At 71.4% G+C, this 13,701-nt stretch carries 9 protein-coding genes; 7 read left to right on the top strand and 2 right to left on the bottom strand.

Annotated elements, in window-relative coordinates:
• Positions 1-101: 101 nt before the first annotated feature.
• Entirely contained in the window at positions 102-2,144 is a 2,043-nt protein-coding gene (locus tag AB1046_RS06000; protein WP_369373356.1) for an NPCBM/NEW2 domain-containing protein, read from the top strand.
• Between the two features lie 39 nt (positions 2,145-2,183).
• Here AB1046_RS06000 and AB1046_RS05995 read toward each other — a convergent pair whose 3' ends face one another.
• The gene (locus tag AB1046_RS05995) at positions 2,184-2,465 is read right to left on the bottom strand and encodes a YciI family protein (RefSeq protein WP_369373354.1); all 282 of its coding nucleotides are present in this window, start codon (positions 2,463-2,465) and stop codon (positions 2,184-2,186) included.
• Positions 2,466-2,554: 89 nt separating this feature from the next.
• On the opposite strand from AB1046_RS05995, the gene sthA reads away from it, so the two are divergent.
• Positions 2,555-3,973 carry a Si-specific NAD(P)(+) transhydrogenase gene (sthA, locus tag AB1046_RS05990; RefSeq protein WP_369373352.1) on the top strand — a complete coding sequence of 473 codons (1,419 nt, stop codon included), beginning with the start codon at positions 2,555-2,557 and terminating at the stop codon, positions 3,971-3,973.
• A gap of 93 nt (positions 3,974-4,066) precedes the next feature.
• On the opposite strand, the gene AB1046_RS05985 is transcribed toward sthA, so the two are convergent.
• Positions 4,067-4,303 (bottom strand): hypothetical protein, encoded by a 237-nt coding sequence (locus AB1046_RS05985; RefSeq protein ID WP_369373350.1) that lies wholly within the window; start codon positions 4,301-4,303, stop codon positions 4,067-4,069.
• Positions 4,304-4,527: 224 nt separating this feature from the next.
• Here AB1046_RS05985 and AB1046_RS05980 point away from each other — a divergent pair, with 224 nt between their 5' ends.
• From AB1046_RS05980 to uvrC, 5 genes are all read left to right on the top strand, one after another.
• Complete coding sequence (locus tag AB1046_RS05980) at positions 4,528-7,326, top strand: tetratricopeptide repeat protein (RefSeq protein ID WP_369373348.1); 2,799 nt, start codon at positions 4,528-4,530, stop codon at positions 7,324-7,326.
• A gap of 82 nt (positions 7,327-7,408) precedes the next feature.
• Entirely contained in the window at positions 7,409-10,354 is a 2,946-nt protein-coding gene (gene uvrA, locus AB1046_RS05975; RefSeq protein ID WP_369373346.1) for an excinuclease ABC subunit UvrA, read from the top strand.
• Positions 10,355-10,401: 47 nt separating this feature from the next.
• Positions 10,402-10,887: an OsmC family protein gene (locus tag AB1046_RS05970; RefSeq protein WP_369373344.1), complete on the top strand. Its 486-nt coding sequence runs from the start codon at positions 10,402-10,404 to the stop codon at positions 10,885-10,887.
• A 108-nt stretch (positions 10,888-10,995) separates the two neighbouring features.
• Positions 10,996-11,697, top strand: a complete 702-nt coding sequence (locus AB1046_RS05965) for a hypothetical protein (protein ID WP_369373342.1) — start codon at positions 10,996-10,998, stop codon at positions 11,695-11,697.
• Between the two features lie 41 nt (positions 11,698-11,738).
• A complete protein-coding gene (gene uvrC, locus AB1046_RS05960) occupies positions 11,739-13,688 on the top strand; it encodes an excinuclease ABC subunit UvrC (RefSeq protein WP_369373340.1) in 1,950 nt (649 codons plus the stop codon).
• The last annotated feature ends 13 nt before the right edge of the window (positions 13,689-13,701 follow it).

The raw sequence follows: 13,701 nt of genomic DNA, 5'->3' as shown, positions 1-13,701 counted from the left end.
GACAGCGTTGACAGGGCGCCGCCGGGCGGATGAAATTGCCTACGGTCCGCCCCGGTTACTGGGCGGACCGGCATAGATCCACCAGGCAAGGAGGCCTGCACGTGACCCGAACGCGCACCCTGACGAAGTTCCTGTCAGCGCTCACGTCAATCGCCGGTGCAGCCGCGCTGGCGCTCGCTCCGTTGCCGGCGACGGCTGCGCCACCGCCGTCGTCTCTGTCGCCGGCACTGTCGTCGGCACTGTCGTCGTCGGGCGAGCAGGCAGCCGCGGCCCTCGAGAAGCTGCCCCTGACCCCCACGCCGCCCATGGGCTGGAACTCGTGGAACAACTTCGCCTGCGACATCGACGAGGAGCTGATCCGCGAGACCGCGGACGCCATGGTGGCTTCCGGCATGGCGGACGCCGAGTACGAGTACGTGAACATCGACGACTGCTGGATGGCGCCCGAGCGGGACGCCGATGGCAACCTCCAGGCCGACCCCGAGCGGTTCCCGAGCGGTATCAAGGCCCTCGCCGACTACGTGCACGCCAAGGGGCTCAAGCTCGGCATCTACTCGTCCGCGGGGACGCTGACGTGCCAGCGCCTGCCGGCCAGCCTCGACCACGAGGAGGCGGACGCCGCGAAGTTCGCCGAGTGGGAGGTCGACCTGCTCAAGTACGACAACTGCAACAACGAGGGCCGCCCCGCCCTGGAGCGGTACACCGCGATGGCGGAGGCGCTGCTGGCGACCGGCCGGCCCATCGTGTTCTCGATCTGCGAGTGGGGCGAGAGCGACCCGTGGGCGAGCTTCGGCCCGGAGCTGGGACACCTCTGGCGCACCACCGGTGACATCTCCGACAACTGGGGGAGCGTCACCTCGATCCTCGACCAGCAGGTCGGCCTGGAGGCGTACTCCGGCCCGAACGCCTGGAACGACCCCGACATGCTCGAGGTCGGCAACGGCGGCATGACCACCGCCGAGTACCGCTCGCACATGGCCCTGTGGTCGGTCATGAACGCCCCGCTCATCGCAGGCAACGACCTGCGCGACATGGACGCCGAGACCCTGGAGATGCTCACCGACCCCGAGGTGGTCGCGGTCAACCAGGACTGGGCGGGCATCCAGGGGCACCGGGTCGCGCAGGACGGCGACGTCGAGGTCTGGGCCAAGCCCCTGTCCGACGGCGGCGTGGCGGCCGTGCTGCTCAACCGCTCCGACCATGCGGGCACGGTCTCGACCACTGCCGACGTGCTCGGCCTGGACGACGCGCGCGCCTACTCGGTCCGTGACCTGTGGGACGGCGGCGTGACCGAGACCCGCGGCGAGATCCGGGCCTCGGTCCCGGCGCACGGCTCGGTCTACGTCGAGGTGAAGCAGGCACGGCCGGGGAAGGCCGCCCCGCTGGTCTCCGCGGAGGTCGTCCCGGAGACCGAGTCCGAGTACCTCGAGCCCGGGACGTCGTTCGAGACGTCGGTGACCGTGACCAACCTCGGCACGACCAACGCGACCAGGCTGTCCTGGGACCTCGCGGTGCCGGCCGGGTGGAGTGCCCGGGAGGCCGATGTGCCCGACGCCCGCACCTTGCGCCCTGGCCGATCGCTCACCGCGACGTGGCAGGTCAGCGTGGGTGACGCCGCTGCAGCCGGACTGCAGGACCTGGCCGCCTCGCTGCGGTACACCAGCAAGGCCGGCCGGGTGACCGCTGACGGGCACGGGAGCGTGCGGATCGCCGTGCCGCCGTCGGGCACCGCGCAGGTCAGCGACCTCGACGTGGTGAGCTCCCAGGTCGGCTGGGGTGAGCTGGGCCTGGACGAGTCGACGGACGGCAACCCGATCACCATCGGCGGCGTGGTCTACGCCAAGGGCCTGGGCGCCCACGCCAACTCCGAGGTCGTCTACTACCTCGGCGGCCACTGCACGCGGCTGACCACCGACGTCGGTGTCGACGACGAGGTGGGCGACCTCGGGTCGGTCACCTTCACCGTGGTGGGCGACGGCGAGGTGCTCGCCGAGTCCGGCGTGCTGACCGGCGCGGACGGGGCGGCGACGCTCGACGTCGACACCACCGGCGTCACCGAGCTGGTGCTGCTGGCCGGCGACGCCGACGGGTCGATCAGCTACGACCACTCGACCTGGGCGGCGCCGGAGCTCACCTGTGCGTGACTGATCGGCGTGACCGACAGGGACGTGGTGGTCGGCGGCCTACTCCGCGAGGCCGCCGATCACCACGTCCCACTGCCGCACGCCGCGCTCGGCGATGACCCCCTCGACCGCGAAGGGGTCGGCGTCCAGGATGGTCAGCGCCGCCTCGGCGGACTGAGCCTCGACGATGATCAGGGCCGCGATCCCGCCGTCGACGGGACCCGAGGCGCGCACCACGCCGTCCGCGTTGAGCGCGAGCAGGAACTCGCGATGGCTGGGGCGGACCTCGTCGCGCTTCGCGACATCGTCGGTGTACGTGTAGCTCACGGCGTAGGTGCTCATGGCCTCAGCCTGCCATCCACCGCAGGCGGCCGGTTAATTCTTGATGACCTCGCTCGTCACGACGCAGGTCCAGCCCCCACACTCTGACCATGGATGCGCGCGAGAACCACTTTGACCTCGTCGTGATCGGCTCCGGGCCGGGCGGCCAGAAGGCCGCGATCGGCGCCGCCAAGCTCGGCAAGCGGGTAGCGGTGGTGGAACGGCGCGACCACGTCGGCGGCGTGAGCCTGCACACGGGCACAATCCCGTCCAAGACGCTGCGCGAGGCCGTCCTGTACCTGACCGGCCTGCATATGCGGGACGTGTACGGCTCCAGCTACCGGCTCAAGGAGCACATCACGGTCCCGGACCTGCTGGCCCGCCTGCAGCACGTCATCGGGCGCGAGGTCGAGATCGTCCGCAGCCAGCTCGCCCGCAACAACGTCGAGACCGTCGTAGGCACCGCCCGCTTCGCCGGGCCGCACGACGTCGAGGTGACGGACCGCGAGGGCGACGTCGTCCGGCGCCTGAACGCCGACAAGCTGGTCGTCGCCGTCGGCACCCGCCCCGCGCGGCCCGCGAACATCGCGTTCGACGGCGTCCGCGTGGTCGACTCCGACGGGATCCTCGACCTGACCGAGGTGCCCCGGACCATGGTCGTGGTGGGCGCCGGCGTGATCGGCATCGAGTACGCGTCGGTCTTCGCCGCGCTCGGCACGCGGGTCACCGTCGTCGAGGCACGCGACAAGATCCTCGACTTCTGCGACTCCGAGGTGGTCGAAGCGCTGAAGTTCCAGCTGCGCGACATGTCGGTCACGTTCCGGCTGGGGGAGACCGTCGAGTCCGTGAGCACGAGCGACGGCGGGACCGTCACCGCGCTGGCCTCCGGCAAGCGGATCCCCGCCGACTGCGTGCTCTACTCCGCGGGTCGGCAGGGCTCCACCGACGGCCTCGACCTCGCCGCCGCGGGGCTCGAGGCGGACAAGCGCGGGCGGCTGCTGGTCGACAAGCAGTTCCGCACCGACGTCGAGCACATCTACGCCGTCGGCGACGTGATCGGGTTCCCAGCGCTCGCGGCGACGTCGCAGGAGCAGGGCCGGCTGGCGGCGTACCACGCGTTCGGCGAGCCGATCTCCTCGCTGCTGGAGCTGCAGCCCATCGGGATCTACACGATCCCCGAGATCTCCTACTGCGGGGACACGGAGGACCAGCTCACCACCGCCGGCGTGCCGTACGAGGTGGGGCTCGCCCGCTACCGCGAGCTGGCGCGCGGGCAGATCGTGGGCGACTCCTACGGCATGCTCAAGCTGCTCGTCTCTACCGAGGACCGCAAGATCCTGGGCGTGCACGTGTTCGGGACGGGCGCCACCGAGATCATCCACATCGGGCAGGCGATCATGACCGCGGGCGGCACGGTGGACCACCTCGTCGACACCGTGTTCAACTACCCGACGCTCTCGGAGGCCTACAAGGTCGCCGCCCTGGACGCGACGAACAAGATGCGGGACGTGGAGCGGTTCGGGCTGTAGCCGGCGACTGCGTCCCGACGACGACGGCGCCCGCCCACCGTGAGGTGGACGGGCGCCGTCGTGCGTCTAGCGCGACAGGTCAAGCCGGAAGGCTCACTTGTCGCCGGTTACCGCCGGCACCTCGGCGTCGGCGAGCGTCACGAGCGCCTGCGCGTGCACGGCGTGCTGCCAGTTGCCCAGGTCCTCGACCGTCTTGATCTTGAGCTCGGCGAGCATCTCGTCGTGCTTCGGCGTCAGGCCGAGCAGCGCCGACGGCGGAGCCGCCAGGATCGCGGCGATGCTCTGGTCCTTGTAGGCCTTGTCGACGAGCTTGTTCAGGTTCAGGCTCACGTGCCTGCCTTTCGTCCGTGCGGTAGTGGAGCGGACGGGCTTTCACCCGGCCGAGGGAAGGATGTCGCGATGGGGTGCGGTATGCAACCTATGCACCCATTGTCGTCTGTGCTGTGTTTGTCGGACGTGGGCGGTTGTCTGAACGTTAACCTTGCGTTCACAGGGTGAACCGATTCGCCGCTACCTCTTGAGACTTGGACGTTCGTCCGGTTGACTTGCTCATCGTGGTGGTCTCGGAGGTGTCGACCCGGTTGGCCGCCGCGGTCCGAGCCGCCCGCACCGCGGCTCGTCGCGGCTCGCTCTCGGCTGCACCTGAGCCCCTGGCAGACGACGACGCCCGCCGCCCGGCCGCACTGCTGGACCCCGCACAGGCAGTAGTCCCGTTCCTGGGCCGCGACCGTGAGCTCGGCGAGCTCCGCTCCTGGGCCGAGAGCTCCCCGCCGATCAGGGTGCGCCTCCTGATCGGCCCGATCGGCAGCGGCAAGACCCGGCTCGCGCACGAGTTCGGCACCGGGCTGAGCGCGGCCGGCTGGTCGGTCGTGCCAGTGCCGCGCGGCCGGGAGGCCGCGACCGTGCGTGCGCGGCCGCAGGGCGACGTGCTGTTCGTCGTCGACGACGCCGCCACGCGGTTCGACCTGGGCGCCATGCTCGACGCCGCCGCCCGGCCCGCCGACGGCCGCACCCGGGTCCTCCTGCTCGCCCCCGTCGCCGGGGAGTGGCTGCGGCGGCTGCGCTGGGGCTCGACCCTGTGGGCGCGGCTCGAGTTCGGTGACGCCTCGCAGCACGCGCTCGACCTGCCCCTGGGCCCGGGCCTGTCGGACGTCGCCGTGCTGGACGCCGCCGCTGCCGCGTTCGCCGAGCACCTCGGGGTCGAGCTCACGGTGACCCCGGTCCTGCCCCCGCTTGCCCAGGTGGGCGCCACCCGGGTGCTCGACCTGCACGCCGCGGCCCTGCTCGCCGCCCTCGCCTCGGCCGGCGTGCCCGTCCCGGCGGAGAGTGCGGCCGGCCCCGTCCGGGACCTGCTGGACGTGGCGGTGGCGTTCTGGGCCGAGTCGGCGAGTGAGGCCGGGCTGGACCTGACCCCCGACGAGATCCAGGACGTCGTGGCGACCGCCTGCCTGCTGGGCGCGGACGACGTCGCGAGCGCGCGAGACGTGCTGCGCAGGGTGGTACCCGGGGTACCCGCGAAGGCGGGTGCGCGGTGGCTCGTCGGGCTGCAGTGCTCCGAGGTGGCGCTCGGGGCGAGCGCCGCCGGGCACGACCGCGTCGGCGACCTGCTCATCGTGGAGCGCCTGGTCCGGTCGGTCGCCCTGGTCGGCGCGTGCACGTGGGGGCTGTCCCGGAAGGTGGCCCTGAGGGTGGTGCGGGTCGCCCGTCGCCTGGAGGTCGAGCTCGGCGACCTGCCCGGGGTGGCCGAGCTGGCCAACGAGCTGCTGCGCCGCGCTGCCGACTCCTTCGGCGACGACCCGCGCATCCTGCGCACGACGTTCCTCCTGCGGATGCGCAGCCTCCACGGTGCCACCCCCGACGACGTCGACCGGGGCGAGCGGTGGGTCCAGTCGGCACGTGATGCGGTGGGCCGGGCCGAGGCGCTCGTCGACCTCGGTCTTGCGCTGAAGGAGTCCGGGCGCCTGGCGGAGGCGCTGAGCCCGCTGGAGGCCGGGGTGGTCGCCTGGCGCCGCATCGCGGCCGGTGACCCGGACCGGTACCGCACCGCGCTGGCCGGTGCGATCAACATGCTGGGCTCCGTGCACTGGGGGACCGGACGGACCCAGGAGGCCATGGTGCTCCACCTCGAGTCGGTAGAGGTGTGCCGCGCGGCTCCCGAGCGCGACAGGAACTGGGCCCAGGGGGAGCTGGCTCGCACCCTGATCAGCCTGACCATCGTGCAGAGCGAGACCGGCCACCACCAGGAGGAGGACGAGGGGACCGCCGAGCTGCTCCCGATCATGCGCGACCTCGTGGCGCGGGACCCGCGGCAGTGGGGCGTCACCCTGGCGCAGACGCTGTCCAACCGGGCGGTCACGCTGACCGAGAGCCGCCCGGAGGAGGCCCCCGCCTTCGCCCTGGAGGCCGTGGAGATCAGCCGCAAGCTGGTGCTCCAGGCGCCGTACCGGCACCGGCCGTCGCTCGGGTTCGCGCTGACGAACCTCGGCAACGCTTACGCCGCCCTCGGCCGGGACCGGGAGTCGATCGAGCCGCTCGGCGAGGCCGTTGTGCTGCGCCGGGAGCTCGCGCGCGAGAATGCCGCCGCGCACACGTGGACGCTCGCCTACAGCCTCGCGTCGCTCGGCGCCGTGTACTCCAGGCTCGGCGACCTGGACCAGGCGATAGCGCTCGAGCGGGAGGCGGTGCTGCTGCGCCGGCGCCTCGCGCGCGAGAGTCCCGCCCGGTACCGCCGGATGCTGGCTGCCTCCCTGTCGAACCTCGCCGTCACCTACTCGCGGGCCGGTGAGCCGGAGGAGGCGCTCCCCCTGGAGCAGGAGGCGCTGGCGATCCGGCGCGGCCTGGCCGAGGAGGGCAACCCGGGCGAGGAGTACCTGGCCCGCTCGCTGTCCAACCTCGGGGTGCTCTACTCGGAGCTCGGCCGGGTCGACGACGCCGTCGCGCCCACCGAGGAGGCCGTCGCCCAGCTGCGGAAGCTCGCGCGGAGCGACCCCGACCGGTTCGAGCCGGACCTTGCCGACGCGCTCCTGAACCTGGGTGCGGCGCTCATCGACGCGGGCCGTCCGGCCGACGGTGTCGAACCGACGGCGGAGGCCGTGCGCGTACGCCGGGACCTCGCGCGCCGGAGCCCGGACCTCCACCTGCCGAGCCTGGCCGCGGCGCTGTCGAACATGGTCTCCGTCCACCTGGAGCTCGGGATGCAGGACTCCGCCGCCGAGCACGCGCAGGAGGTCGTGGACGTGCGCCGTCGGCTCGTCGACGGGTCCTACGCCCACGAGCAGGACCTCCTGCGCGCCCTGGACCTGCAGGCACGGGTGCGTCGTCCGGGCGCCGTGGACGGCCGCGCGGTCCGCTGAGGCCCGGCGGGTGTGACGAGTCAGTCAGAGTGATTCATAGAACAGGCGTGCGAATGTCAGTGAGCCGCCCTAGGATGCCTGTGTGAGCAATCGTCTCGTCGTCTCGGGAGCCCGAGAGCACAACCTCAAGAACGTCGATCTGGACCTGCCCAGGGACTCGCTCATCGTCTTCACGGGTCTTTCGGGCTCGGGTAAGTCGTCGCTCGCGTTCGACACGATCTTCGCCGAGGGCCAGCGCCGGTACGTCGAGTCCCTGTCCGCCTACGCGCGGCAGTTCCTGGGCCAGATGGACAAGCCTGACGTCGACTTCATCGAGGGCCTGTCGCCCGCGGTGTCGATCGACCAGAAGTCGACCAACCGCAACCCGCGGTCCACGGTCGGCACCATCACCGAGGTCTACGACTACCTGCGCCTGCTCTACGCACGCGCGGGCACGCAGTTCTGCCCGGTCTGCGGCGAGAAGGTGCAGTCGCAGACGCCGCAGCAGATCGTGGACCAGATCCTCGAGCTGCCGCAGGACACGCGGTACCAGGTGCTGGCACCGGTGGTGCGTGGTCGCAAGGGCGAGTACGCGGACCTGTTCAAGGAGCTGCAGGCCAAGGGTTTCGCGCGCGCCCGGGTCGACGGCGAGGTCGTGCAGCTGACCGACCCGCCGACGCTGGAGAAGAAGCTCAAGCACGACATCGAGGTGGTCGTGGACCGCCTCGTGGCACGCGAGGGTGTGCAGCGCCGGCTCACGGACTCCGTGGAGACCGCGCTCAACCTGGCGAACGGCCTGGTGATGATCGAGCTGGTCGACGCCGACATCGACGACCTGACGCGCACCCGGAAGTTCTCCGAGAAGCGCGCGTGCCCCAACGAGCACACGCTGGCGCTCGACGAGATCGAGCCCCGGACCTTCTCGTTCAACGCGCCCTACGGCGCGTGCCCGGAGTGCACCGGCATCGGCTTCCGCCTGGAGGTCGACCCGGACCTGATCGTGCCGGACGACGAGCAGACGCTGCGCGGGGGCGCCGTCGCCCCGTGGGCGCAGACGTCCTCGGAGTACTTCGAGCGAGTGCTGACGGCCCTCGCCGAGGAGATGGCGTTCTCCATGGACGTGCCGTGGCGGGCCCTGCCCGAGCGCGCCAAGGAGGCGATCCTGCACGGGCGCGACCACAAGGTGCACGTCAAGTACAAGAACCGCTGGGGCCGCGAGCGGCAGTACTCGACCGGGTTCGAGGGCGCGGTGACGTTCCTGGAGCGCCGGCACCGGGAGACCGACTCCGACTGGTCCAAGGACAAGTACGAGGCCTACATGCGTGAGGTCCCGTGCCCCACGTGCGGCGGCGCGCGGCTCAAGCCGGAGGTGCTCGCGGTCAAGGTGGACGGCCTGTCCATCGCCGACGTCTGCCGCCTCCCGGTGGGTGAGGCGGCCGAGTTCCTCAAGGGGATCGAGCTCGGCGTGCGCGAGGCGCAGATCGCCACGGAGGTCCTCAAGGAGATCCACGCCCGCCTTGGCTTCCTGCTCGACGTCGGGCTGCACTACCTGACGCTGGAGCGCCCCGCCGGGACGCTGTCGGGCGGCGAGGCCCAGCGCATCCGGCTCGCCACCCAGATCGGCTCGGGCCTGGTCGGCGTCCTGTACGTGCTGGACGAGCCGTCGATCGGCCTGCACCAGCGCGACAACCGCCGCCTCATCGACACGCTCACCCGGCTGCGGGACCTGGGCAACACGCTGATCGTCGTCGAGCACGACGAGGACACGATCCGTGCGGCGGACTGGATCGTCGACATCGGTCCCGGCGCGGGTGAGCACGGCGGCCACGTCATCCACTCGGGCGACTACGCGGGCCTGCTGGAGCAGCAGGACTCGATCACGGGCGCCTACCTGGCCGGACGGCGCTCCATCCCGGTCCCGGCTCAGCGGCGGGCGACCGACCAGGACCGGCAGATCACGGTGGTGGGCGCGCGCGAGAACAACCTGCGCGACGTCGACGTGTCGTTCCCGCTCGGGGTCCTGACCGTCGTGTCCGGCGTGTCCGGCTCCGGCAAGTCCACGCTGGTGAACTCGATCCTGTACACGGTGATGGCGAACCAGCTCAACGGCGCGCGCCGGGTGGCCGGGCGGCACCGGCGCGTCACGGGCCTGGAGGAGCTCGACAAGGTGGTGCACGTGGACCAGGGTCCGATCGGGCGCACGCCGCGGTCGAACCCGGCCACCTACACCGGGGTGTGGGACCGGATCCGCAAGATCTTCGCGGAGACGGAGGAGGCCAAGGTCCGGGGTTACGGGCCGGGCCGGTTCTCGTTCAACGTCAAGGGCGGCCGCTGCGAGGCGTGCGCGGGCGACGGCACCATCAAGATCGAGATGAACTTCCTGCCGGACGTGTACGTGCCGTGCGAGGTCTGCCACGGGGCGCGGTACAACCGCGAGACGCTCGAGGTGCACTTCAAGGCCAAGACGGTCGCCGACGTGCTCGACATGCCGATCGAGGAGGCCGCGGAGTTCTTCAAGGCGTTCCCGGCGATCTCGCGCCACCTCTCCACGCTGGTCGACGTCGGGCTGGGTTACGTGCGGCTCGGGCAGCCGGCGCCCACGCTGTCCGGCGGAGAGGCGCAGCGCGTCAAGCTGGCGGCGGAGCTGCAGAAGCGCTCGTCGGGCCGTTCGGCGTACGTGCTGGACGAGCCGACGACCGGCCTGCACTTCGAGGACACGCGCCGCCTGCTCGCTGTGCTGCAGTCGCTCGCCGACAAGGGCAACACGGTGATCGTGATCGAGCACAACCTCGACGTCATCAAGAGTGCCGACTGGGTCATCGACATGGGCCCCGAGGGCGGCAGCGGCGGTGGTCTGGTTGTCGCGCAGGGCACACCCGAGGCAGTGGCGGCCGTCCCGGAGAGCCACACGGGGACGTATCTCGCGGAGATCCTCGACGGGCACGCGCAGGCCGGGGAGGTCCCGGTGCTGCCGGCGGCGAACGGAGCGGCGAAGCGTAAGCCCGCCGCCCGGAAGACGACAAAGGCGAAGGCGGGCGCCACGGCCTGAGACAGCCAGCCATGGCTTCGTGACCCGGTCACCCCTAGGGTGGGCGCATGAGTGGAGCCACGCATGACTACGCCGTAACGGTGCGGTGGACAGGCGCGGGGGACAAGGGCACGGCGTCGTACACCGCGTTCTCCCGGGACCACGAGATCGACCTGCCGCACAAGCCGCCGCTGCTCGGGTCGTCGGACCCGGCGTTCCGGGGTGACCCGGCGCGGAACAGCCCGGAGGAGCTGTTCGTCGCGAGCCTGGTCCAGTGCCACATGCTGTGGTTCCTGCACCTGGCGGCGGAGTCGGGCCTGGTGGTGCGGGGGTACTCGGACGCGGCGACCGGCACCATGCGGGTCGAGGCCCGCGGCGAGGGCGCGTTCACGGACGTGACGCTGCACCCGAAGGTGGTGGCGGACGCGGGCGAGCTCGCGACCGACGAGCACGTCGCCGCACTGCACCACAAGGCGCACGCGATGTGCTTCATCGCCCGGTCGGTGAACTTCCCGGTGCACGTCTCGCCGGTGCCGCTCGCGGTCTCGGCCTGATCGGTCTCGGCCTGACCAGTTTCGGCCTGACCCGGGGGCAACGTTCGCGCCCACCCGGCCGTCAGCAGGTATGACGGGCGCCACGGGGGCGTCCGGGCGAGGAGAACCATGGTTAAGACACGGAAGTCCCGGCTCGTCGCGGTGATGGTGGTGGGTGTCGCACTCGCCGGCCTGACCGCCTGCACGGCGGATGCACCCGAAGACCCGGACGGCGGCGCATCGCCGTCGGCCACGCACACCGGAACCCCGACGCCGACCGCGACGCCCTCCGAGGAGCCGACCGATCAGCCCACCGAGGCTTCGGCGCCCTACGAGGACGGGTACCAGCCGCCCTGGTTCGAGGGGACGCAGTGGTCGTGCGGTATGCCGGCCGCGGACCTGGCGAGCGTCAGCGACCAGTACACGCTAGACATCACGGGCGAGGTGACCGACGTCGCGAACGGCGAGCCGTCGCACAACGGCGACCGATTCCTGCCGGTGACCCTGACCGGGCCCGACGGCGCGGTGTACGTCAGCCCGCCCGCGACGGTCTGGACCCAGGCCGGGGTAGTGGTCGAGCTGCCGGCCCTGGCCGACTCCGCGCCGGTCGAGACGGCCGGCGGTGAACACCTGGACCCGGTCCTGGGGATCCTGTCGCACTGCGCCCCGAGTGGCGACGGCGGCGCGGCGACGTATGAGACCCAGCTGCCGGACGGCGACTACGAGGTCCGGGCGTTCGTCGAGATCGACCCGGTCCAGGACCCGCGACAGTTCGTGCTGAGCGACCCGGTGGACGTGTCGGTCACGGCGGACGGCATCGTCCAGCGGTGACGGTGCCGCCGGTTGTCAGTGGCAACGTTTAGGTTTGGGGCATGGCGGATCCAGCTACCTATCGACCCAAGCCGGGAGAGATCCCGACGTCCCCCGGTGTCTACCGGTTCCGCGACGAGCACGGCCGGGTCATCTACGTCGGCAAGGCCAAGAACCTGCGCCAGCGCCTGTCGAACTACTTTCAGGACGTGGCGAACCTGCACGAGCGCACGCGGCGGATGGTGACCACCGCGGCGTCGGTCGAGTGGACGGTGGTGGGCACGGAGGTCGAGGCGCTCGCGCTGGAGTTCACCTGGATCCAGCAGTACGACCCGCGGTTCAACGTCAAGTACCGGGACGACAAGTCCTACCCGTACCTCGCGGTGACCCTGGGCGAAGAGGTCCCGCGCGCCCAGGTCATGCGCGGGGCCAAGCGCAAGGGCACGCGGTACTTCGGCCCGTACGGGCACGCGTGGGCCATCCGGGAGACCCTCGACCTGCTGCTGCGGGTGTTCCCGATCCGGACCTGCTCCGCCGGGGTCTACAAGCGGGCCGGCCAGTCGGGCCGCCCGTGCCTGCTCGGCTACATCGACAAGTGCTCGGCGCCGTGCGTGGGCCGCATCAGCGTGGACGACCACCGGGCGCTCGTCCTGGACTTCTGCGACTTCATGGCCGGCGACACCGCGAAGTTCGAGCGCCGGCTGACCAAGCGTATGCAGGAGGCCGCCGCCGAGATGGAGTACGAGCAGGCGGCCCGCCTGCGCGACGACATCGAGGCCCTGAGGCGCGCCACGGAGAAGAACGCGGTGGTGCTCGGCGACGCCACCGACGCCGACGTGTTCGCCCTGGTGGGGGACGAGCTGGAGGCCGCGGTCCAGGTGTTCCACGTCCGCGGGGGCCGCATCCGTGGTCAGCGCGGCTGGGTGGTCGAGAAGGTCGAGGACATCACCGACGGCGAGCTCGTGGAGCACCTGCTGCAGCAGGTGTACGGCTCCGTGGAGGAGACCACGGGACCCGAGTCGAGGGACGCGGTGCCCCGCGAGGTCCTCGTCCCGGTGCTGCCCCCCGACCTGGACCAGGTCGGGGCGTGGCTCACCGGCCTGCGTGGCGCCCGCGTGGACGTGCGCGTGCCGCAGCGCGGCGACAAGAAGGAGCTCGCGGAGACAGTCCGCAAGAACGCCGAGCACGCGCTCATGCTGCACCGCACGCGCCGCGCGGGTGACCTCACGACCCGCAGCCAGGCGCTGCGCGAGATCCAGGAGGCGCTCGACCTGGAGTCGGCGCCGCTGCGCATCGAGTGCTACGACATCTCGCACACGCAGGGCACGTACCAGTCCGCCTCGATGGTGGTCTTCGAGGACGGCCTGGCCCGCAAGAGCGAGTATCGCTCGTTCAGCATCCGCGGGTCGGACGGCGCCGGCGCGCGCGACGACACCGAGGCCATGCACGAGGTCATCACGCGCCGCTTCCGCCGGTACCTCTCCGACCGGCTCAAGGCCAACGACGTCGAGATGTCGGCGGGGGACCTGCCCTCCGGCGAGGTGGACGCCGACGCCCCCGAGGAGAAGGCGCGGTTCGCGTACCCGCCCAGCCTCGTGGTGGTCGACGGCGGGCCGCCCCAGGTCGCCGCCGCCAAGCGGGCGATGGACGAGCTCGGCATCACCGACGTCGCGCTGTGCGGCCTCGCCAAGCGACTTGAGGAGGTGTGGGTGCCGGGCGAGGACTACCCGGTCATCCTGCAGCGCTCCAGCGAGGGGCTGTACCTGCTGCAGCGCGTCCGTGACGAGGCGCACCGCTTCGCGATCACGCAGCACCGCCGCCGGCGCAGCAAGGGCATGACCGCCTCCGTGCTCGACGACGTCCCCGGGCTCGGCCCCGCACGCAAGAAGGTGCTGCTCACGCACTTCGGCTCGCTCAAGCGGCTCAAGACCGCGAGCGTCGAGGAGATCGCCAGCGTGCGCGGCATGGGCGACAAGACGGCGGAGGCAGTTGTGGCGGCCCTGAAGGCCTGACGCTGGCATGCTT

It is taken from the genome of Promicromonospora sp. Populi, assembly GCF_041081105.1.
Taxonomy (GTDB): domain Bacteria; phylum Actinomycetota; class Actinomycetes; order Actinomycetales; family Cellulomonadaceae; genus Promicromonospora.
The sequence above is the reverse complement of the archived record's forward strand: the minus strand, read 5'-3'. Positions and strand labels throughout refer to the sequence as shown.